The sequence below is a fragment of the Luteibacter sp. 1214 genome, assembly GCF_031455395.1.
GTDB classification, from domain to species: Bacteria; Pseudomonadota; Gammaproteobacteria; order Xanthomonadales; family Rhodanobacteraceae; genus Luteibacter; species Luteibacter mycovicinus.
On record NZ_JAVDSQ010000007.1, the window covers coordinates 1 to 19,783 of the forward strand.

Consider the following 19,783-nt stretch of genomic DNA (forward strand, 5'->3'; position numbering starts at 1 on the left):
CCAGTCGGAGCCCGACCCGGCCGAAGGCCATTGATACACGGCCGCGGTAGCGGCCCTCCTTGAGGGGTCGCCGCAGGCGTGGACGCGAGGGTGGCGCCCGCCGGCTCTTCAACGCGACACTACACGCCGCGACAAAACCAAACGCGAAGGCGCAAGCCGAGCCCCGGCTCCAACAAACATCTCGCCAACTCGCCAAAAAAAAGGCCTCGCATTCGCAAGGCCATCTTTCTGGTTTATGTCGGCATGTAAATCACACCAGCAGATCGCTTTCCTTTTTACCGGCCTTCAGCGCGTCATTGAACCAGCGCGGACGCTTGCCGCGGCCCGACCAGGTCTGTTCCTCGTTATCCGGATTACGGTATTTGGCAGCAACCACCGTGCCGGCGCGTTTGGATTTCGGGGCGCGGGCGCCGAAAACGTCGTCGAAGGTGAAACCTTCGGCGCGGATCAATTCATTGATTTTGTCGCGCAGTGCGGAAACTTTCTCCCTGCGCAGCTCGGTTTGGCGGGACTGGGCCTTGGCGATCAGCTCGTTGAGCTGATTGTGGCTGAGGTTCTTGATATCGACGGCCATGGGCATTCTCCCTGTTCTGGTTTCACAGTAAATCGACGTATTAATCGATGCGATTAATTTCACACACGCTCGGGTCGGAATTGTGAACCAAGTGGCGGAATAATGGCAGCTTACCGTGGGACTCTCAGCGCAATCGGAGCCGATTATCGGAATAACCCTACAGCGGCGCCGTTCACTGGAATGGAATAACTCATGTCCATCATTAGCATTGGCGTACGACGTGTTGCCCTCGCGGTCGCCCTGGCCGGCGGTGTGAGCCTTTCCGCGCCGGGTATGGCGGAATCCGCCGTTTACGGTGGCGGCCCGTTTTACAGCGGCGGTACGCCCGTCATGGATGACCTCCGGGCATCGGGATTCACGACAGTCATGCTGTGGAGCGTGCATGTGGATACCAACGGCGACCTGCACCTCAACGATGAGCCCCTCATCAGTGACGGCAACTACGTTGGCCCGAACACGGGCTGGTCAGCCGAGCTGGCGACGCTCAAGCAGGCGCCGACGTCGGTGAACCGGATCGAGGTGTCGATCGGTGCCGGTGGCACGACGGACTTCGAGAGTATCCAGGCGCTGGTCAACGGTACCGGAGCGGGAGCGGGTACGGGGCCGGACAGCATCCTTTACCGTAACTTCCAGTTGCTGAAACAGATCACGGGCGCGGACGCGGCGAATTTCGACGATGAGAGCGCCTACGATCTGGCGTCGGCGACAGCCTTCGGTCAGATGCTGGCGGGGCTCGGTTACAAGATCACGTTCGCGCCTTATACCAATCGCAGCTTCTGGGTTTCGCTCAAAGCCAACCTGGGCAGTGCCGTGGACAAGATCTACCTGCAGGACTACGCGGGTGGCACGGGCAACGATCCGGCGCAGTGGACGAGCGCGCTCGGCATGCCGGTGATTCCGGGGCTCTGGTCGAAGAACGGCACGGGCTGCAGCGCTGGCGATTCGCCGGCGACCGTGCAGTCGAAGATGACTGCCTGGAAACAGAGCGCCGGTATCCCGGGCGGCTTCATGTGGCTGTACGACGATATCCAGAAATGCTCGGCGCCAGGCCGTACGACGGCGGACTACGCCAACGCGATCAATGCCGCCGTCCAGTAGAGGCGGCCGGTAACCGCGACGGGAGCGCGGCTCGTGCGCTCCCGTCGCGCCTGTCACGCAGGGACCATCACGCCTCGAGCAGGGCGAGCAGTTCTTCGCGCGTGACGTTGCGCGATTCGGCTTCAGTGCGGGCGCGGTATTCGAACGTCCCGGCCTCGAGGCCGCGGCCGCTCACGACGATGCGGTGCGGAATACCGATCAGTTCCATGTCGGCAAGCATCGGACCGGTACGGAGACCGCGGTCGTCGAATGCGGTGTCGATGCCGGCCTGCGACAGTTCCTGATAAAGCGACTCGGCCGCCTCGGTGACGACGGGATCGTTCTTCGGATTGATGACGCAGACCACCACGCGCCACGGCGCCATGGCGTCGGTCCAGATCATGCCGGCGTCGTCGTGGCGCTGCTCGATGGCGGCAGCGACGATGCGGCTGACGCCGACGCCGTAGCAACCCATGTACATGGTGGCCATCTTGCCGTTGTTGTCGAGCACGCGCGCGCCCATGGCTTCCGCGTACTTCTGGCCGAGCTGGAAGATATGCCCGACCTCGATGCCGCGGGCCAGACGGATCGTGCCCTTGCCGTCCGGGGACGCGTCGCCTTCCACCACCTTGCGGATGTCGGCTACGCGGTTGATGCGTGCATCGCGCTGCCAGTTGGCGCCGGTGAAATGGGTGCCGTCCTGATTGCCACCGCACACGAAGTCGGCGAGCACGGCGGCGCTGCGGTCGACGATGACCGGAATGGAGTCGGGCAGGCCGACAGGGCCGATGAAGCCAGGGCGTGTGCCGGTGGCGGCGAGGATCTCCGCTTCGCTGGCCAGTTCGGAATCGTCCGGCAGCTCCGGCAGGTGGGCGGCCTTCACTTCATTGATGTCGTGATCGCCGCGCACGACGAGCGCGACCAGGCCTTCCAGGCCGCGAACGAGGATGGTCTTCACCGTCTGCGAAGCGGGCACGCCGAGGAATGCGGTGATCTCGTCGATCGTGCGCTGCGTGGGCGTATCCACGCGGGTGAGCTCGGCCGACGGCGCGGGACGCTCGATGGCCGGTGCCAGCGCTTCGGCTTTTTCGATGTTGGCCGCGTACGACGAACCGTCGGAGAACGCGATGGCGTCTTCGCCCGAGTCGGCGATGACCTGGAACTCGTGGCTGGCGCTGCCGCCGATGGCGCCGGTGTCGGCGTCGACGGCGCGGAATTCCAGGCCCAGGCGGGTGAAGATGCGCGAATACGCGTCATACATGACCTGGTAGGTTTCGCCGAGCGATTCCGGGGTCAGGTGGAACGAGTAGGCGTCCTTCATCAGGAACTCGCGCGCACGCATCACGCCGAAGCGCGGGCGGATCTCGTCGCGGAACTTGGTCTGGATCTGGAAGAAGTTGAGCGGCAGCTGCTTGTAGCTCTTCAGCTCGTTACGCGCGAAGTCGGTGATGACTTCTTCGTGCGTGGGGCCGTAGCAGAACTCCTGCTCCTTGCGATCCTTGATCTTCAGCAACTGGCCGCCGAATTTCTCCCAGCGGCCGGTTTCTTCCCACAGCTCGCGCGGCTGCACCGAAGGCATGAGCACTTCGATCGCGCCGGCGCGGACCATTTCCTCGCGGACCACGGCCTCGACCTTGCGCATCACGCGCAGGCCCAGCGGCGACCAGGTGTAAAGGCCGGACGCCAGCTTGCGGATCATGCCCGCGCGCAGCATCAGCTGGTGGCTGGCGATTTCCGCGTCGGCGGGGACTTCCTTGACGGTGGCGAGATGAAACTGGCTGAGGCGCATGCGGGCGATTCGTCGGGAGTAAGACGTCGATTATAGGTGCAAGCCCCAGCCAGCGCCGATCACTTGCAGTAAAGCGTCATTTGCGCCTGCGTGGTTTCAATCTGGCGTTTCTTCCCGGCGTCGTCGAGCTGCTGGGAACCGCCCTTGCCGTCATCGACGGAGATGACCTGTTCCTTGCCCAGCACGTCCATGTTCTTCCGCAGCTGGTCGCAGAGCCTGGCGCGGTTGGCCGGGTTGTCGGCGACCTGGGTGCCGGGTGCTGGAGGCGCGGCTTCCGGCTTCGCCGGTGCGGCGGGGGCCGGTGCCGGTGCCTCGACCGTGCCGCTGGTCTTCACCTTCTCGTATCTTGCGTTGTTCGGCGGCGGCGTGTCCGCGTAATGGGTGACGCCCTGAGCGTCCTTCCACTTGTATGCCTGGGCCAGCGCGAGGGGGCAGACCGTGACGAGGAGTGCGAGGACAAGGCAGCGGCGCATGCGTGATTCCGGCAGGTGGGTGGATGGCGCAAGAAGTATCACCGGGCCCCCTGCCACGCAAGCGACCCCTGTCCCGGTTTCACGCACCCCGGCACCGGCGGCGGCCTGACGCATCACGGCGCCTGGGCTACACTGACGGCCCATGTCACGGAATGGCCCATGAGCGATCCGATCCAACCCCGGGGGCCGCGTCACCGCGGCATCTATCTGCTGCCGAACCTTTTCACCACGGGCGCGATGTTCTCGGGGTTCTACGCGATCGTCTCCGCGATCGGCGGGGATTACCAGACGGCCGCGCTGGCCGTGTTCGTCGCGGCGATCCTCGACGGCATGGACGGCCGCGTCGCCCGCATGACCAACACGCAGAGCGAGTTCGGCGTGCAGTACGACTCGCTGTCCGATCTGGTCAGCTTCGGGCTGGCGCCCGCGCTGGTGCTGTATACCTGGTCATTGTCATCCCTGGCTGATTACGGACAGGTCTGGGGCAAGATCGGCTGGGCCGGTGCCTTCATTTACGCCGTCTGCGCGGCGCTGCGTCTTGCCCGCTTCAATACCCAGGTGGGCGTGGCGGACAAGCTCTACTTCCAGGGACTGGCCAGCCCGGCGGCGGCCGCCCTGTGCATGTCTTTCGTCTGGACCATGGTCAAGTTCGACGTGCCGGGGCCGACGGTCGCGTTCTTCGCGCTGCCCATGGCGGTGATCGCCGGGCTGCTGATGGTCAGCAACGTGCGCTATTACAGCTTCAAGGCGTGGCCCAAGGGTGACCGCGTGCCCTTCATCTGGCTGATCGCCGCGGTGCTCATCGTGGTGCTGTTGCTCATCGACACCGCGCGCGTGCTCTTCGCCGTCGCGGTGATCTACACGATATCGGGTCCGGTGATGACGCTGTGGGGCCGTGCGGCCCACCGTCGTCGGGTGCGTCGCCATGCCCGGGCGCCGGGAGGCAGCTGATGGCCGCGATGCCCGCCCGCCACGCGCGACTGCTCAAGGTCATGGGTGTAACCCCATGGCGCCTGCGTGTCACGGAAGCCGTGGAGTCGTCGCCGTTCGAGCCGGCCAACGACCCGGTCGATGGTGGGCGCGTGGCCTGCGTCGTCGTCCTGCCGGCGGGATGCAGCGAGCGTGAAATGGAACTGCTCGGTCGCGCCCTGCGCGCCTTCGGCGCCGTTACCGCGCGTGCGGCGCGGCTGGAGGTCGGGCCCAGCGGCCTGGAGCACGTGCCGGTCGCCTCGGCGTATCTGGTTTTCGGCGATGCTCAGGCGCGAGCCCTGGGCCATCAGTTGCCGGCCGCCGCGCTCGCCGCGGCACAGATCGTCCTCGTCGACCCACCGTCAGCCATCGTGTCCGATGCGGCCGCCAAACGCCGTCTCTGGAACGGCCTGCGCGCTCTGGGCCGCGCGTTCGCACGGAGCTGAGCCCGCCATGGTCGTCGTCGCCCGCCCGTCCACCGAAGTCCGCGCGATGCGTCGCGACGACCTCGATGCCGTCGTGGCGATCGAGCACGCGTCCTACCCCTTTCCCTGGAGTGCGGGCATCTTCCGCGACTGCCTGCAGGCCGGTCATAACTGCTGGGTGATCGTCCACGAGGGCGACATCGCCGGGTACGGCATTCTCTCGGTGGCCGCAGGCGAAGCGCATGTACTCAACGTCTGCATCGGTGACGCCTGGCGCGGCCTCGGTTACGGCCGCCGCATGATGCGACGGCTGCTCGATCTGGCCCGATGGTACGGCGTGGAGCGAGTGTTCCTCGAGGTACGCCCCTCCAACCCCGTCGCCAGGGCGCTTTACGACTCGCTGGATTTCCACGAGATCGGACGTCGGCCCGGTTACTACCCTGCGGAAAACGGGCGCGAAGAGGCCATCGTGATGGCCTTCGACATGCACCGCCCGGACTGAGCCGACTCAGCCTTCCCGCAGCAGCGCCATCGGCGATGTGTTGAGCACGCGTCGCGTCCCGTACAGGCCGATCAGCATGACCACCAGCGCCGCCAGCGCGGCGGCGCCGATGAGCGGCCACAGCGGCGGCACGAAGTTTTCGATACGGAACACCGCCTGGCCGAGCCAGATGCCCGCGCCCGTGGCACCCAGCGCCGCCGTCAGGCCGGCGACCAGACCCAGCAACGCGAACTCGCAGGCCGCGGCCGCCCTCAGTTGCAGGCGGGTGGCGCCGAGCGTGCGCAGCAGAGCGGCTTCCTTCCGCCGCTCCTGTGCGCTCGCCGCCAGGGCGGCCGTCAGCACGAGCGCGCCCGCCAGCAGGCTGAAACCGAGTACCCAGCGCACGGCACCACCGACGCGGTCGACGATCTCGCGGACGCGGTCGAGCAGCGCATCCACGTCGATCAGGCTGAGGTTGCCGTAGTCGCGCGACAGCTTCGACAACTCATCCGCGTGGCCGCGGGGCAGATAGAAACTGGTCAGCCACGTGTGCGGAAGATCGGCCGCATGGGCCGGATCGAGCATCAGGAAGAAGTTGACCCGGAACGAGCTCCAGTCGACCTTGCGGATGCTGGTGACGCGCGCGTCGAGGCTGCCTTCGCCCACTTCGAAACGAAGGGTGTCGCCGAGCTTCAGCTGGAAACGGTCACGCCACGACGTATCGACGGACACTTCGGCCTGCGCCGGCGAGGCGCCGGGCCATTCGCCGGCGACGATCTGATTCGACGGCGGGAGCTCCGCGCTCCACGAGAGGCGCAACTGCTGATCGGCCGAATCGCGGCCCTGCTGGTCGTCGAAGGTGAGTGTGTCGATCGACTTGCCGTTGATCGCGGTGAGCTTGCCCACGGCGAGGGGCATCATGTTGGTCCGGCTCGCACCCATGTGAGTCAGCGCGTTGGTGAAAGCGTCGCGCTGGTCGTCCTGCAGGTTGAGCGCGAACCAGTTGGGTGTATCGGCAGGCAGTTCGCGTCGCCAGCCGTCGAGCAGCGACGGAGCGATCACGGCGAGCAGGAGGAGGGCGCACAGGCCGAGCGACAGAGCGGTGGCCTGGATCAGCGACAGCCCGCGTCGGCGTGCCAGCGCCGCAAGGCCCAGACGAAGCGCGGGGTGCGCGCCGGGGGCGACGCGGCGTGCGATGACCAGCAGCAGGGCCGAAAGCAGCGCGGCGACGACGGCGACGCCGCTCAGGCTCGCCGCGAGGATGCCGGCCAGTCTGGCCGAATCGCTTTGCACCCACACCAGCGCGATCGCGGTCAGCAGCGGAATGAGGTACAGCGCGTCGAAGCGGCGGACGCGTCGCTGCATCGACTCGCGGAACACGGCGACCGGCGGCACTTCGGCGAGGCGCACGAGCGGCGGCAGCGCGAAGCCGGCGAGCACGGCCAGGCCCATCGCGGCGGCGGCAAAGACCGGTCCCAGCGGCAGGGTGGTCGGAATGTTGTCGAACAGCTGGCGCGCGAAGTACCACGCGCCCTGGGCGAGGCCGATCGCAATCAGCATGCCCACGGCGGCCGCGGGCAGCGCCAGCGCGGTCAGCGTGCTGACCAGCAGCGCGACCACGCGTCGGCGCGGCGTGCCGAGCGCGCGCAACAGCGCGACTTCGGACGCCTTGCGTCGTGCATAGCGCGACGATGCCAGCGCGATAGCGACACCCGCGAGCAGGGCGGAGAGCAGGGCGGTCAGGCGCAGGAAGGCGCTGGCGCGATCGAATGCCGAGCGCATGCGCTCCTGCATTTTCTCCGGCGTGATCAGGTCGGCGCCCTGGGGCAGGGCGTTCGCTTCCAGCGACGTGCGCCATGTGGCGACCGCCGCCGGTGGACCCGAGACCAGCAGGCGGTGACGGGCGCGACTGCCGACAGACAGGAGCCCGGCCTCCGTCGCGTCGTCGAGATTCATCAGCGCACGCGGCGCGAGAGCGAACAGTTCACCGCCGTCGGGCTGGCGGACGAGTTCGGCGCTGACGCGAAGGTCGCGTCCGCCCACCTGGACGGTCTGGCCGGCGCGGATGCCGAGGCCGACCATGGCCCGGTGATCGAGGAAGAGTTCGCCGCGTCCGGGGCCGTGGGCACTGCGGCCCTTGCCGTCAGCACCACGGACTTCCAGCGTGCCGCGCAGCGGATAAGCCGCATCCGTCGCCTGGACATCGAGCAACTGGCTGTGTTCGCCCACAAAGGCCACGCTGCGAAAGGCCGCGCCGCGCGATGCCGTGAGGCCATCGTCCTGCGCCGAACGGAGCATGGGCTCAGGCAATGGCGCCGGCGCGGATACGCCCAGATCGCCACCGATCAGTTCGGCGGCGCTCGCGAGGATGCCCCGTTCGATGCGGGTGGACAGCGTGGCGACCACGCCGAGCGCGATGACGGCAAGCACCAGCGACGCGGCGAGCGTGCGCAGTTCGACCAGATGCCACTCGCGGCGCAGCGTACGCAGGGCGAGCCGTGCGACGTTCATGCAGGAACTCCGAGGCGGCCTTCATGCAGTTCCGCCGAGCGGGCGCAGCGCGCCGCCAGGCGGGGGTCGTGGGTGACCAGGATGAGCGTGGTCGCATGCTGCCGGTTCATTTCGAAGAGCAGGTCGCCGATGTGTTCGCCCGTGTGCTGGTCGAGATTGCCGGTAGGCTCGTCGGCAAACAGGATTCGCGGCCGGTGGACGAACGCGCGTGCGAGCGCCACGCGCTGCTGCTCGCCACCTGACAGCTGCGCGGGATAGTGCCGGCGCCGTGCGGCCAGGCCGACCGAGTCGAGTGCGGCGTGGGCGCGTTCCCGCGCCGAGTCGTCGCCTTCGAGCTCCAGCGGCAGCATCACGTTCTCTTCGGCCGTCAGCGCCGGGAGCAGATGGAACGACTGGAACACGAAACCGACCAGACGTCGGCGGATGGCGGCGCGAGCTTCTTCGTCGACCGCCTCCAGTGCCTGCCCGTCGATCCTCACACTGCCGGATGTCGCCACATCGAGACCGGCCAGCAGGCCGAGCAGGGTGGTCTTTCCGGAACCGGATGCGCCAACGATGGCGAAGCTCTCACCGGCGGCCACGCGGAGGTTGACCCCGGAGAGGATGTCGAGTCGTCCCTCCGGGCCGAAAACCGACTTGCTAACATCGGCCACTTCGAGAAGAACACGGGAAGAATCGCTCATGCGTCGTTGCCTGGTCCTGTTGCTATGGGTTTGCTGCGCCATCGCCTCCGCGGCGGATGCGCCACGTAAGGTGCTGGTGCTCGGGGACTCGTTGTCGGCGGCACACAACATTCCGGTGGATGCCGGATGGGTGCGCCTCCTCGACGCTCGCACATCGAAGATGGCGACGCCGTGGACGATGGTCAATGCCAGCATCAGCGGCGAAACCTCACTGAGCGGCCGGAATCGCCTGCCTGGCCTGCTCAAGGCGCAGCGTCCCGGCGTGGTGGTGATCGAACTGGGCGCGAACGATGGATTGCAGGGCTTACCCCTGGGGCAGCTGGCGGCCAACCTCGACGTCATGATCGATGCGGCGAAGGGGGCGGGCGCCAAAGTCCTCCTGCTGGGGATCGAACTGCCGGTCAACTATGGCCCGCAATACCGCGACGGCTTGCGCAAGGTGTATGTGGACGCCGCGGCGAAGCACAAGGTGCCTCTGCTTCCCTTCCTGCTCGACGGCGTGGCGCTGGACCCCAGCCTGATGCAGGACGATGGCCTTCATCCGACGGCAAAGGGCGAGCCTCGCGTCGCGGAGAATGTGTGGAAAATGCTTACGCCGCTACTTAGGTAGACGACGCCACGTGCACGTCCTCGTACGCAAAATGAATGCTCATTTTCGGTCTTCACACGGTACTCACTGGTCCGGCCGTTAACTCTTCACATTTGTGAATCAGCGTAGGAGTGGAGCGATGAGCAACCGCGATGAACAGGCAGGCCTGATCCTTCTGGTCGAAGACAACCGCCAGATTGCCGAGATGGTCGGCGAGTTCCTCGAGCGCAGGGGCTATTCGGTCGACTACGCCGCGGATGGCGTCAGTGGCCTGCACCTCGCTGTTTCGAACAGCTACGACGTCATCGTGCTGGACCTGATGCTCCCGGGCATGGACGGTCTGGATGTGTGCCGTAAATTGCGCAAGGACGGCAAGAAGTCGACGCCCGTCCTGATGCTGACGGCACGCGATACCCTGGAAGACAAGCTGGTCGGCCTCGAGGCTGGCGCGGACGATTATCTGGTCAAGCCGTTCGAGGTTCGCGAACTGGAGGCCCGTCTTCGCGCACTGATCCGTCGCGACCGCCGTCAGGTCTCGTCCGAGGTGCTCAACGTGGGCGACATGACACTGGACACGGCCACGCTGCGCCTTACCCGCGGCGGGCAGGAACTGACCGTCTCTCCGATCGGCCTCAAGCTGCTCGCCATCCTCATGCGCGAATCGCCGCGCGTGGTCAGCCGCCGTGATATCGAGCGCGAGATCTGGGGCGACACGCTGCCCGATTCCGACACCCTGCGTTCGCACCTGTACAACCTGCGCCGCGTGATCGACAAACCGTTCGACCGTCCTCTGCTGCACACGATCCATTCGGCCGGCTACCGCCTGGCCGACCTGGATTCCGAAGTCGCCGCGTCGCAGACGGCATGAGGAACGTGCAGGACCAGGCATAGTCGATGGAAGGCAGCAAATCGCGGGGGACCACCCGGCGGGGCTCGTTCAAGGCCCGTATCGCGGTGGTCTTCACTCTGCAGACCCTCGTCGTGGTCATCGCTTCGGTGATGGCTGCGAACAACGTCGCGCCGATCGGCGCCGCGATCGCCATCATGCTCTCTTCGGGCGGCCTGGCGTGGCTGGCCGTGTCCCGCGAATGGCTTCCGGTCGCGGCCCTCGCCAAACTGCTCGATGGCTGGGATTCGGAACGGCCCGACATGGCGGCGCTGGACGAGCAGAAGGGCAGGAAGTCGGACGGCGACGTCTCCAAGCTCCTGCGCGGACTGCACGGTCTTGCTTCACGGCTCGAAGGCTACAGCGAACGCGAGCGCAACTTCACCCGTGACGCCAGCCACGAACTGCGCAGCCCGCTGACCGTCATCAAGATGTCCTCGGACATGCTGGCCGACGAAACCGATCTGTCGGATTTCGGCCACCGGTCACTGGAACGCATCCGCCGCTCGACCCGAGAACTCGAAGCGCTGGTCGAGGCTTTCCTGATCCTCTCGCGCGAGTCGGATCAGGGTCTGGCCGAGGAAGACTTCATCGTCAACACCGTGCTTCGCCAGGAAGTGGACTACGCGCGGGAGCTCATCGCGGGCCGTCCGGTGGAGCTGATCCTCGACGAACCGGCGACGTTCGCCCTGCATGCGTCGCCGCGGGTATTCGCGGTGCTCTGCGGACAGCTGATCCGGCATGCGCTTCAGCAGACCGACCACGGCACGATCGTGGTCACCGTCATGCCGGGCAGCGTCAGCGTGATCAACCCCGCCGTCGACACGACGCCCGATCCGGGTACGCGTCGACATGCTTCGGTGAATCCGCACGGTTTCGACCTGGCGATCGCCCGGCGTCTTTCCGACCGCTTCGAATGGCCCCTCGAAACCCGATCGTTGCCGGGTGCGAGCCGTGTCTCGAGTGTCCGCTTCCCGAATCCACAAGCGGTCGAAGCGTAAGGCGTCGGCACGCGTTCCTGCCGCGCCACGATCGTCCCGCGTTAAATCACGTCTCGTCCGGCCGCTCGCGCACGGGGTGTTTGCTCAGCTTGCGCTGCAGCGTGCGTCGATGCATGCCCAGACGACGCGCCGTTTCAGAGATGTTGCCTTCGCATTCGGTCAGCACGCGCTGAATGTGTTCCCACTCCAGACGACGCAGCGGCAGCGGCGCGTCCGGCGCGTCGACCAGATCGTCGGCATCCATCGGACCCGAATCGCCGTCCAGCAACGCGCGAACGACGGCGTCCGCATCCACGGGCTTGGCCAGGTAGTCATGCGCGCCCCGCTTGATCGCCTCGACCGCCGTGGCGATGGACGCGTAGCCGGTCAGCAAAAGCACGCGGATATCCGGAACCAGCGACTGCAGTTCGGGAATCAGGCGCAGGCCGTTCTCGTCACCCAGCTTGAGGTCGAGAACGCAGTAGCGAGGCTGGTGGCGGCGGGTGAGCGCGCGCGCATCGTCCACGTTGTCCGTGGCGATGACCTCGAAGCCGCGCGAGGTGAGCGCACGCCCGAGCACGCGGGCGAACGTCGCGTCGTCATCGACGATCAGCAGGGGGCGGCCGCCGGGTGGGGCGATATCGTTCATGTATGGTCTCCGATGACCGAAAGGGGAAGGCGCAGGCGCATCTGCGCGCCGTGGCCAGTGTTGCTTGCGGCAAGCTCGCCGTCGAGGCGTTCCGCGGTGGCTTCCGCCAGCGCGAGCCCGATGCCGAGGCCGGTATCCTTCTGCGACAGGCCGAGCGTACCCAGTTCGTCGAACTCGTCAAATCCCGGACCCTCGTCCGTGACGACCAGCTCCAGCCAGGGGCCGACGATGCCGATCGCCAGCGAGACCGCCGTACTCTCGTTCATGGCGGAGGCGTCCGCGGCGTTGTTGAGCAGGTTGATCAGGGCGTGGCGCAGCCCGGGCGGCGAGCGCAGCGCGACACGTCCGGCCCCGGGTTCGACGGACAGGCTGACTTCGGCCTCCGGCCGGAGCAGCTGAAAACGCTCCATGACGCCGTGGATGAACTGGTCGAGGGTGATCCGTTCGGGCACCTGGGACAGCTGCGCCTGGCCGAAAGCGACCATTTCGCGAAGGATGGTACGGCAGCGTTCGACCTGGCCGTCGAGCAGGTCGAGGTCGTCACCCAGCGCGTTGTCGCCCGCATGCTCGCGGCGGATCTCGGGAAGCAGGGTGCGCATGGTCGACAGCGGCGTATTCAGTTCGTGCGCGGCACCCGCGGCCTGCGTGGCGATGGCGAGGATGCCCTCGTCGCGCAGGGCACGTTCGCGCACGCGCTGCACTTCGCCTTGCTGCACGCGGATCGCCTTGGCCAGATTGCTGATGAAGACGCCCAGCAGGACCGCCATGATTACGAAGTTGACGCCCATACCCGCGACATAAAGGTCGAAATCCTGGGCTTTATCGCCCAGCGTCGGCAGCGGCAGGTGATAGGGCACCAGCAGCACATAGGCCACACCGGTCAGGATCGCCACCAGGGACACGCCGGCGATGGACAGGGCGGCCGCGGACAGCGCGATCGGTACCAGCAGCAGCGCGACGAACGGATTCGAGGCGCCACCGGTGAAAAAGAGCAGGTAACCCAGCACCAGCGTATCGGCGGCGATGTGCACGATGGCCTCGCCCTCGCTCACCTTCCACGGCATACCGAGGCGGAACGCGGCGGTGGCGGCAAAGACGGCCAGAATGCAGACACCGATCATCAGCGGCAGCAGCGGCACGTCGAGGCGGAGCAGGGTGACGCAGGAGAGGATGGCTACGCTCTGACCCGCGATGGCGCAAAGGCGGAGCCAGGCGAGCGTACGCGCTAGTGCGAAGGGACCGGAGCGGGACGATGGCGAATGCAGGGTGTCGCTCACGGGTTATCGATCTCGTTGCAAGAAGGAGGGCCGCCCGCGTGGGGCGGCCCTCACCGTTTTACAGGTCTTCGTTGTGAACCGGCGGAACCGGCGGCACGTTGGCCAGCGCGTGGTTCAACGACAGCTTCTTCATCAGCGGCAGCATGGCCACGGCGATGGCGACGCAACCCACGCCCACGAAGCCCAGCTTGTTGAACAGGCTGGTGTAGATGCGCAGCGATTCCAGTGGGTCGGTGATGTTGTCCGGGATGGCGGCATAGTTGGCCACCACGCTGCCCATGTACTGGGCCACGCCGGAGGCGACGTAGTAGGCGCCCATCATGAAACCGCCCATGCGTGCCGGCACGTAGCGCGCGATCATGGCGAGGCCGAGGCCGCTGACCAGGATCTCGCCCAGCGAATAGAAGCCGTAGCCCCACACCATGTACCAGGACGAGATCTTGCCGGCGATCGCGGTGGTGGCGCCCAGACCGTACATGAAGAAGCCGACGGCCACGGCGACGAAACCCAGGGCGAACTTGGCGGCGACCGGAAAGTCCTTCCCGCGACGACCGAGGGCGTTGTAGATCCAGACCAGGATCGGCGACAGAACCACGATCCAGATGGCGTTGAGCGACTGGAACTGCTCGGGGATCCACGTGAGAATGTGCAGGCCGAACAGGCTGAAGTCGAGGTCGACGTTGCGCTGCGCGAACAGGTTCAGCGAGGTCGACATCTGCTGGTAGAAGATGAAGAAGAAAATCGTCTGAATGGTCAGCACCAGTGCGGCGATGAGGCCGGCGCGCTCGCCGGTTTCGCTGGCGTAGATGAGGTACGCGAAAATGCCGAGGATGACGACGCCCGCGATATAGACACAGGCCTGCGCGACGCTCTGGTTCTGCAGGATGTACGACGACGCGGCGATGATCAGGATGCCCGCGCCGATGATGCCGAGCACGTTCTTCGCCACCGGCGGGTGTTCGTCCGGTGCCGAGCCGACGTGGGCCAGGGTGCGGCGCATGAAGAAGTAATTGATCAGACCGAGGATCAGGCCGATGGAGCAGACGCCGAACGCGGTGTGCCAGCCCAGTGCGTCGCCGTAGTGCTCGCCGACGTAGTCGCGGATCCAGGGCGTCAGGATCATGGAGATGGTCGAGCCGACGTTCACCGCCATGTAGTAGATGGTGAACGCGCTGTCGATCTTGACCTCGTCGCCTTCGTAGATCTTGCGCACGAGGTTGCCGGCGTTGGGCTTGAACAGGCCGTTGCCGAGGATGATCACACCGAGAGCGACGTACAGGAAATAGGTGTTGTTGGTCGGAATCCACAGCAGCGCGTAGCCGACCATGAGCACGACGGCACCGGTCAGCATGGTGCGGCGGGTGCCGAGGAATTTGTCGCCGATCCAGCCGCCGATGGCGGGGGTCGCGTAGATCAGGGCGGAAGCCGCGCCCCAGACGAGATTGGCGTCGACATCGGGGAAGCCGAGCTTCTTCACCATGTAGGTGACCATCAGCACCTGCATGCCGTAGAAGCCGAAGCGCTCCCACATCTCGATGAGGAAGACCGTGCTGAAAGACTTGGTCTGTGAAACGGGCGGGTTCTGGGTTGCCATGTATTTTCCGGACGCATTGGAAACAGCGAACGGGCCCGTAAGCCCGCTCCCATCGCCGTGACCCTGAACGGAGTCACAACCGTTCAAGCGTAATACAAATGGTCCGCCCCGTTGTGTTGCAGCGCCAGAGGGGCGCGGCGATTCGCCACGGACAAGTCGGCCCCCGCCCCATCTAAGTCGGGCCGAAGCCGGGCTGTGGCATCATATGGGACTGACTCACAGCCCCAGGCCGGCTCCGTGCTCCCGACCCTCATCCTTCCGTCCGTTTTCGGAGCCTGACCCGTCATGGCGACCACCGTCCCGCGCGGGCCGCGGCAGATCTTCGCGGCTTTCCAGTGGTCCATGAAAGGCCTGAAAGCCTGCTACAAGCACGAGGCTTCGTTTCGGCTTGAGGTTTTTCTCGCCGTCGTGGTCATCCCGCTGGGCCTGTGGCTGGGGCAGGGCGGCGTGGAAAAGATCGTCCTGATCACCTTCCCGATCCTCGTCCTGTCGGCAGAGCTGCTCAATTCGGCGATCGAGGCCGTGGTCGACAAGGTCAGCCCGGAATTCCACGAACTGGCCGGGCGAGCCAAGGATATGGGGTCGGCGGCCGTGTTCCTGCTGCTGGTCATGGTCGCCGTCAGCTGGGCTCTGGTCCTGGTACCGCGCTACCTGGGCTGACTCGTCCACGCTTTTTCTTGCGGCTTTGGGTTAAGTTGTGCCCCGCACACCCCAAGGAATCCACCGCCATGAAAAACATCCTCCGCGCTTTCGCCCTCGTCACCCTGGCCGGATTCCTGTCCGGGTGCGGCTACAACGCTATCCAGCGTGAAGACGAAGGCGTCAAGGCGGCCTGGTCCGAGGTACTCAACCAGTACCAGCGTCGCGCCGACCTCGTCCCCAACCTCGTCAACACCGTGAAGGGCTACGCCCAGCACGAAGAACGCGTACTCACCGAGGTGACCAACGCCCGCGCGAAGGTCGGCTCGACCCAGATCACGCCCGAACTGGCCAACGATCCGGAAGCTCTGGCCAAGTTCCAGGCGGCGCAGGGCCAGCTCTCCGGCGCGCTCTCGCGCCTGATGGTCGTCAGCGAAAACTACCCGCAGCTCAAGGCGGACGGTTCGTTCCGCGATCTGCAGGCCCAGCTGGAAGGCACCGAGAACCGGATCACCGTGGCGCGCAACCGCTACGTGCAGGCGGTGCAGTCCTATAACGTGCTGATCCGTTCGTTCCCGAACAACCTCACGGCCAAGGTCATGGGTTACAAGGTCAAGCCGAACTTCAGCGTCGAGAACGAGAAGGCCATTTCCACAGCGCCGACGGTCGACTTCAACGCGGCACCGGCTCCCACGCCCGCCCAGCAGAACCCGGCCCCGGCAGCCTCGGCCGCTCACTGATGCGGCGGTTCGCGGCGCGGCTCCTGCTCGCCGTCTCCCTGCTGGCGCCGGCTGTCGCGGCACTGGCGGCGGACGACCCCGCGGTGCCTACCCTGTCGAAGCACGTCACGGACCTGACTGGCACACTTTCCGCCGATCAGGTCTCGCAACTCGATGCGCGTCTGACCGACCTCGAAAAACAGAAGGGCGCGCAGGTCGTCGTGCTCATGGTGCCGACGACCCAGCCGGACGACCTCGAGAGTTATTCGCTCAAGGTCGCCGAGACGAACAAGGTCGGTCGCAAGGGCACCGACGACGGCGTCCTGCTCCTGCTCGCCAAGAACGACCGGCGCGTGCGCATCGAAGTCGGCTACGGCCTCGAGGGCGCGCTGCCCGATGCCATCGCATCGCGGATCATCCGCGAGTACATGGCGCCGAAGTTGCGCACGAACGATTACTACGGTGGCATCACCGAAGCGCTCAACGCGATCACGCAGATCGTGCAGGGCGAAGCGTTGCCCGCGCCAGTCGCGCCGGATGAAAGCCATGAGCGACGTCGCGGCGGAGGCGGCAGCTTGTTGCTGCCATTGCTGTTCGGCGTACTGTTTCTTCGCGGCATCCTGGGCCGCGCGTCAATCGGCGTGCGCGCACCGGTGGGCGGCGTGATCACGGGTGGCCTCGCGTGGCTGTTGCTTGGCACACTCCTTGGCGGCGTCATCGGTCTCGTCGCCGGCGCGCTGTTCATGGCCGTGCCCCTCGGTGGCGGCCGTGACATCGGCGGCGGTGGGTGGGGCGGTTTCGGCGGCTGGGGCGGCGGTGGTGGATTCGGTGGTGGCGGCTTCGGCGGGGGTGGCGGCGGAGGCGGCGGCTTCAGCGGAGGCGGCGGCAGTTTCGGCGGCGGCGGATCGTCGGGGAGTTGGTGATGGACATGCAACGTATCGTTACCAATCTCTTCGGTGCGTGGTTCCAGATCGGGCGGCAGTTTCCGGCGTCCGCGCTGGATGCGATCGCGAAGACGGTCGCGGCAGGCGAGGGCATGCACCGCGGCGAGTTGCGTGTGGTGATCGAGTCGCGTTTGCCGGTTTCCGCAGTCGCCTCGGGCGTCACCGCGCGCCATCGTGCCGCGATGTTGTTTTCGCATCTGCGTGTGTGGGACACCGAGGACAATTCGGGCGTGCTGCTTTACGTGCTGCTGGCGGAACACCGTATCGAGATCGTCGCCGACCGCGGTATCTCGCGCGTTGTCGCTCCGGCCGAATGGGATGCCATCACCGCGCACATGCGCGACGAGTTCGCCAACGGCCACTACCGCGAAGCCGTACAAACCGGCGTCGCCGAAGCCGGCGCACTCCTCACCCGTCACTTTCCCAGCGACGGCAAACCCCGCGAAAACCAGCTCCCCGATCGTCCGTTGGTCCTGTGACCAAACGTTCGAAGATGCCGTACCTGTAGGAGCCCGCCCTGCGGGCGAATAGCCAACGAAGCGACGAGAGGGTGCCTACGGGCTGGCTCGGCTCCGCCTTCGCGTTCGCTTCAAAGCCCGGCCTCGCGGCAGGGGGCGTCGCCGCCTGCCATTCCTGTCGCTAAGTCCTCCTCCGGCCTTCGCCTCCGTGCGGAATCGCTCCAGGAACGCCAGACGCCGACGCCCCTCCGAACGCTGACGCCACCTGGCTCATGTAGGAGCGAGCCTGCTCGCGACCCCTCAGCGCTCAACATGGCGAACGAAGCATTGCATCCACCCGCGCCGGCGGTTCCAACATCAAACCTTGTCCCACTGCATCTTCGCGTGCGCCCGCGCCGCGCACTGCACACCCATCGTAATCAACGCACCGACACCTCCCAGCGCAAGTAACGTGCGCTGACGCTCGGGAATTTCGTCTTCCTGCAGCGACTCCACGAGCAAATCGGTGATGCCCCGCGCGTACTGCAACAACTCGGTAGCATCGTTCAACAGCGCGTTGACACCTGCCTCGGGGTCGATACAAAAACTTCCTTCGCCAACCGTTCCAAACTTTTCCATAGTCATCTCCATGCATGCCGCACAAAGCCCCGCTCTGGTAGGAGCCAGCCCTGTTGGCGATTCACCCCGCCCCGAGTTGTGGCACGCCAAAACGCAAAGGCGTGCCACCATCGCTCGCACGATGAGCCTCATCGGCCTGTCCGTGACCGGACGCCGGGCGGTGTGTTCAAGAAGTGGTTCGCAACGCCAGTCGCTGTCTTGCGGCCACACGGCAACGCGCCGGATAGCTACGGCAAGAAAAAACTCAACCAGCAACGGCCGGCGCCGCGGTTCTTCAACCGTGTCTGCGAGATCGGCAGACGGCCCGGTAACCGTTGAGGGGAGTGCCGCCGGGAAGCGGCACGCGTGAGAATGCCTTAGTATTTGGCATAGCCATGGTCAACCTTCTGCGTTGATTAGGGTCAGCGGACCTTGTGGTGGTGGTACACCCCTGGTCCGCGCTCACCGCTTTGAGCGATGGTTGCCTGCGATGCGTGGATTGCGATCCCGCAGGCAACAGATACAAGCTAGCAAAAAAATCGACGTTGCGTCATGAGAATATCGGCCAATTTACTGCCGCGTCAGCGGCCGGCGGGCAAGGCGTACGATGATCGGGTGGTATTGAAGGGCACGTCGAATGCCTCGACCTTCGCACCTTTCGTGGTCTTGACGACATGCAGCGGAAAGAAGCCTTTTGCGGCCGGATCTTCCTTCACGCTGACGTCGTATCTGACACCTTGCGCGTCTTCGGTCACCTGCGGAATCTTGCTGACATCGGTCATACGACCCTTGATGGCAGTAACGATGCTGTAGAACCCCACAGTCATGTCCTGCCACGTGCCACCGCTGACGAAAATCCAGCCGTAATCACCCGCATTGCTCAGCTTGATCAGTCGCGCCTGTGAGCACCCGCAATCACCCATGCTGCCGTAATCGGTTCCGCTGTCGTAGGCCTCATACGTCCATCCCTGAGCACCTCCGACATGGATCTTGAAAGCGCCCATCAGGCCGGGTTGGACATGGGCGTAGCGGTACGGGCTGTCGCCTTGCATGACGATAACGCTGAACGCATTCAGGTACAGGGTCTTTCCACGAGGGCCATCGACGATCTGCGGCGTGCCGGGACGCATGCAGTAGTCCGTTGATTCACCCTGATCGTTCTTCCACGCAAACGCCCAACAGTTGCTCTGCGCGTCATAGGTCTGGCCATAGGTTTCATTCATCACGGCTTTGACCAAGCCATCGATGTCGTCGCGATTCGCCTGTGCCGACGCGGGTACCTCAACAACGAGCATGCCCAGCGCGAGCGCGCCAGCGATCATCGTGTTCGCATTCATCCAGCTATCGCCTCTCTCCGTTTCGTTCGAAAATGTGGGGCTCGTTTCCGCCAGCAACCAACACAAGCTATCAAAATATCTACCGATCATGCCGCGCAGGTCGGGCACCTCGCGCTCTCGTTCGACGCGTGC

At 65.5% G+C, this 19,783-nt stretch carries 21 protein-coding genes; 11 read left to right on the plus strand and 10 right to left on the minus strand.

Annotated features, from left to right (window positions below; all coding sequences use genetic code 11):
• Positions 1–250: 250 nt before the first annotated feature.
• A complete protein-coding gene (locus J2X57_RS15330) occupies positions 251–574 on the minus strand; it encodes an H-NS histone family protein (protein WP_036111342.1) in 324 nt (107 codons plus the stop codon).
• A gap of 192 nt (positions 575–766) precedes the next feature.
• Between J2X57_RS15330 and J2X57_RS15335 the strand changes: the two genes are divergently transcribed.
• Positions 767–1,672 carry a hypothetical protein gene (locus J2X57_RS15335; RefSeq protein ID WP_309868456.1) on the plus strand — a complete coding sequence of 302 codons (906 nt, stop codon included), beginning with the start codon at positions 767–769 and terminating at the stop codon, positions 1,670–1,672.
• Between the two features lie 67 nt (positions 1,673–1,739).
• On the opposite strand, the gene J2X57_RS15340 is transcribed toward J2X57_RS15335, so the two are convergent.
• Both J2X57_RS15340 and J2X57_RS15345 read right to left on the minus strand, forming a co-directional pair.
• The gene (locus tag J2X57_RS15340; protein WP_079521101.1) at positions 1,740–3,440 is read right to left on the minus strand and encodes a proline--tRNA ligase; all 1,701 of its coding nucleotides are present in this window, start codon (positions 3,438–3,440) and stop codon (positions 1,740–1,742) included.
• A gap of 59 nt (positions 3,441–3,499) precedes the next feature.
• Complete coding sequence (locus J2X57_RS15345) at positions 3,500–3,913, minus strand: DUF4124 domain-containing protein (RefSeq protein WP_036111348.1); 414 nt, start codon at positions 3,911–3,913, stop codon at positions 3,500–3,502.
• A 159-nt stretch (positions 3,914–4,072) separates the two neighbouring features.
• Between J2X57_RS15345 and pssA the strand changes: the two genes are divergently transcribed.
• From pssA to rimI, 3 genes are read left to right on the plus strand one after another with little or no spacing between them, the layout of a single operon-like run.
• Positions 4,073–4,864 carry a CDP-diacylglycerol--serine O-phosphatidyltransferase gene (pssA, locus tag J2X57_RS15350; RefSeq protein ID WP_036111350.1) on the plus strand — a complete coding sequence of 264 codons (792 nt, stop codon included), beginning with the start codon at positions 4,073–4,075 and terminating at the stop codon, positions 4,862–4,864.
• Positions 4,864–5,328, plus strand: coding sequence for a hypothetical protein (locus tag J2X57_RS15355; protein WP_309868459.1), 465 nt, complete (start codon positions 4,864–4,866; stop codon positions 5,326–5,328). The genes pssA and J2X57_RS15355 overlap by 1 nt, the downstream gene beginning before the upstream one ends.
• A 7-nt stretch (positions 5,329–5,335) precedes the next feature.
• Positions 5,336–5,809 (plus strand): ribosomal protein S18-alanine N-acetyltransferase, encoded by a 474-nt coding sequence (gene rimI, locus J2X57_RS15360; protein ID WP_309868465.1) that lies wholly within the window; start codon positions 5,336–5,338, stop codon positions 5,807–5,809.
• Positions 5,810–5,815: 6 nt separating this feature from the next.
• Here the strand turns inward: rimI and J2X57_RS15365 are convergent, their stop codons facing one another.
• Together J2X57_RS15365 and J2X57_RS15370 are read right to left on the minus strand one after the other, a co-directional pair.
• Positions 5,816–8,299: an FtsX-like permease family protein gene (locus tag J2X57_RS15365; protein ID WP_309868467.1), complete on the minus strand. Its 2,484-nt coding sequence runs from the start codon at positions 8,297–8,299 to the stop codon at positions 5,816–5,818.
• Positions 8,296–8,982 (minus strand): ATP-binding cassette domain-containing protein, encoded by a 687-nt coding sequence (locus J2X57_RS15370; protein WP_036111359.1) that lies wholly within the window; start codon positions 8,980–8,982, stop codon positions 8,296–8,298. The genes J2X57_RS15365 and J2X57_RS15370 overlap by 4 nt, the downstream gene beginning before the upstream one ends.
• Between J2X57_RS15370 and J2X57_RS15375 the strand changes: the two genes are divergently transcribed.
• The 3 genes from J2X57_RS15375 (at position 8,981) to J2X57_RS15385 (ending at position 11,458) form a co-directional block, all read left to right on the plus strand.
• Positions 8,981–9,592: an arylesterase gene (locus J2X57_RS15375; protein WP_309868469.1), complete on the plus strand. Its 612-nt coding sequence runs from the start codon at positions 8,981–8,983 to the stop codon at positions 9,590–9,592. The genes J2X57_RS15370 and J2X57_RS15375 overlap by 2 nt on opposite strands.
• A 118-nt stretch (positions 9,593–9,710) precedes the next feature.
• Complete coding sequence (locus J2X57_RS15380) at positions 9,711–10,439, plus strand: response regulator transcription factor (RefSeq protein ID WP_036111366.1); 729 nt, start codon at positions 9,711–9,713, stop codon at positions 10,437–10,439.
• A gap of 26 nt (positions 10,440–10,465) precedes the next feature.
• On the plus strand, positions 10,466–11,458 hold the full coding sequence (locus tag J2X57_RS15385; RefSeq protein ID WP_309868473.1) for a HAMP domain-containing sensor histidine kinase: 993 nt from the start codon (positions 10,466–10,468) through the stop codon (positions 11,456–11,458).
• 46 nt (positions 11,459–11,504) lie between these two features.
• On the opposite strand, the gene J2X57_RS15390 is transcribed toward J2X57_RS15385, so the two are convergent.
• Genes J2X57_RS15390 through J2X57_RS15400 form a run of 3 tightly spaced genes read right to left on the minus strand, consistent with a single transcriptional unit; the run spans position 11,505 to position 14,957 of the window.
• The gene (locus J2X57_RS15390) at positions 11,505–12,086 is read right to left on the minus strand and encodes a response regulator transcription factor (RefSeq protein WP_036111373.1); all 582 of its coding nucleotides are present in this window, start codon (positions 12,084–12,086) and stop codon (positions 11,505–11,507) included.
• Positions 12,083–13,363 carry an ATP-binding protein gene (locus tag J2X57_RS15395; protein ID WP_239709097.1) on the minus strand — a complete coding sequence of 427 codons (1,281 nt, stop codon included), beginning with the start codon at positions 13,361–13,363 and terminating at the stop codon, positions 12,083–12,085. The genes J2X57_RS15390 and J2X57_RS15395 overlap by 4 nt, the downstream gene beginning before the upstream one ends.
• Positions 13,364–13,421: 58 nt before the next feature.
• Positions 13,422–14,957, minus strand: coding sequence for an oligopeptide:H+ symporter (locus J2X57_RS15400; RefSeq protein WP_036111376.1), 1,536 nt, complete (start codon positions 14,955–14,957; stop codon positions 13,422–13,424).
• Positions 14,958–15,242: 285 nt separating this feature from the next.
• Here J2X57_RS15400 and J2X57_RS15405 point away from each other — a divergent pair, with 285 nt between their 5' ends.
• The 4 genes from J2X57_RS15405 (at position 15,243) to J2X57_RS15420 (ending at position 17,738) form a co-directional block, all read left to right on the plus strand.
• Positions 15,243–15,617: a diacylglycerol kinase gene (locus tag J2X57_RS15405; protein ID WP_036111379.1), complete on the plus strand. Its 375-nt coding sequence runs from the start codon at positions 15,243–15,245 to the stop codon at positions 15,615–15,617.
• A gap of 68 nt (positions 15,618–15,685) precedes the next feature.
• Positions 15,686–16,336, plus strand: a complete 651-nt coding sequence (locus J2X57_RS15410) for a LemA family protein (RefSeq protein WP_036111381.1) — start codon at positions 15,686–15,688, stop codon at positions 16,334–16,336.
• A complete protein-coding gene (locus tag J2X57_RS15415) occupies positions 16,336–17,238 on the plus strand; it encodes a YgcG family protein (RefSeq protein ID WP_309868477.1) in 903 nt (300 codons plus the stop codon). Before J2X57_RS15410 ends, J2X57_RS15415 begins: the two co-directional genes overlap by 1 nt.
• A 5-nt stretch (positions 17,239–17,243) precedes the next feature.
• Positions 17,244–17,738 (plus strand): TPM domain-containing protein, encoded by a 495-nt coding sequence (locus J2X57_RS15420; protein WP_309868480.1) that lies wholly within the window; start codon positions 17,244–17,246, stop codon positions 17,736–17,738.
• A 336-nt stretch (positions 17,739–18,074) separates the two neighbouring features.
• On the opposite strand, the gene J2X57_RS15425 is transcribed toward J2X57_RS15420, so the two are convergent.
• Both J2X57_RS15425 and J2X57_RS15430 read right to left on the minus strand, forming a co-directional pair.
• Positions 18,075–18,335: a hypothetical protein gene (locus tag J2X57_RS15425; RefSeq protein WP_309868482.1), complete on the minus strand. Its 261-nt coding sequence runs from the start codon at positions 18,333–18,335 to the stop codon at positions 18,075–18,077.
• Positions 18,336–18,895: 560 nt separating this feature from the next.
• Positions 18,896–19,759: a hypothetical protein gene (locus tag J2X57_RS15430; protein WP_309868484.1), complete on the minus strand. Its 864-nt coding sequence runs from the start codon at positions 19,757–19,759 to the stop codon at positions 18,896–18,898.
• Positions 19,760–19,783: the final 24 nt, after the last annotated feature.

Bases quoted from the DNA above. Each gene is read 5' to 3' on its own strand.
- J2X57_RS15330 (WP_036111342.1), bottom strand. From the start codon at position 574: ATGGCCGTCGATATCAAGAACCTCAGCCACAATCAGCTCAACGAGCTG.
- J2X57_RS15335 (WP_309868456.1), top strand. From the start codon at position 767: ATGTCCATCATTAGCATTGGCGTACGACGTGTTGCCCTCGCGGTCGCC.
- J2X57_RS15340 (WP_079521101.1), bottom strand. From the start codon at position 3,440: ATGCGCCTCAGCCAGTTTCATCTCGCCACCGTCAAGGAAGTCCCCGCC.
- J2X57_RS15345 (WP_036111348.1), bottom strand. From the start codon at position 3,913: ATGCGCCGCTGCCTTGTCCTCGCACTCCTCGTCACGGTCTGCCCCCTC.
- pssA (WP_036111350.1), top strand. From the start codon at position 4,073: ATGAGCGATCCGATCCAACCCCGGGGGCCGCGTCACCGCGGCATCTAT.
- J2X57_RS15355 (WP_309868459.1), top strand. From the start codon at position 4,864: ATGGCCGCGATGCCCGCCCGCCACGCGCGACTGCTCAAGGTCATGGGT.
- rimI (WP_309868465.1), top strand. From the start codon at position 5,336: ATGGTCGTCGTCGCCCGCCCGTCCACCGAAGTCCGCGCGATGCGTCGC.
- J2X57_RS15365 (WP_309868467.1), bottom strand. From the start codon at position 8,299: ATGAACGTCGCACGGCTCGCCCTGCGTACGCTGCGCCGCGAGTGGCAT.
- J2X57_RS15375 (WP_309868469.1), top strand. From the start codon at position 8,981: ATGCGTCGTTGCCTGGTCCTGTTGCTATGGGTTTGCTGCGCCATCGCC.
- J2X57_RS15370 (WP_036111359.1), bottom strand. From the start codon at position 8,982: ATGAGCGATTCTTCCCGTGTTCTTCTCGAAGTGGCCGATGTTAGCAAG.
- J2X57_RS15380 (WP_036111366.1), top strand. From the start codon at position 9,711: ATGAGCAACCGCGATGAACAGGCAGGCCTGATCCTTCTGGTCGAAGAC.
- J2X57_RS15385 (WP_309868473.1), top strand. From the start codon at position 10,466: ATGGAAGGCAGCAAATCGCGGGGGACCACCCGGCGGGGCTCGTTCAAG.
- J2X57_RS15390 (WP_036111373.1), bottom strand. From the start codon at position 12,086: ATGAACGATATCGCCCCACCCGGCGGCCGCCCCCTGCTGATCGTCGAT.
- J2X57_RS15400 (WP_036111376.1), bottom strand. From the start codon at position 14,957: ATGGCAACCCAGAACCCGCCCGTTTCACAGACCAAGTCTTTCAGCACG.
- J2X57_RS15405 (WP_036111379.1), top strand. From the start codon at position 15,243: ATGGCGACCACCGTCCCGCGCGGGCCGCGGCAGATCTTCGCGGCTTTC.
- J2X57_RS15410 (WP_036111381.1), top strand. From the start codon at position 15,686: ATGAAAAACATCCTCCGCGCTTTCGCCCTCGTCACCCTGGCCGGATTC.
- J2X57_RS15415 (WP_309868477.1), top strand. From the start codon at position 16,336: ATGCGGCGGTTCGCGGCGCGGCTCCTGCTCGCCGTCTCCCTGCTGGCG.
- J2X57_RS15420 (WP_309868480.1), top strand. From the start codon at position 17,244: ATGCAACGTATCGTTACCAATCTCTTCGGTGCGTGGTTCCAGATCGGG.
- J2X57_RS15425 (WP_309868482.1), bottom strand. From the start codon at position 18,335: ATGGAAAAGTTTGGAACGGTTGGCGAAGGAAGTTTTTGTATCGACCCC.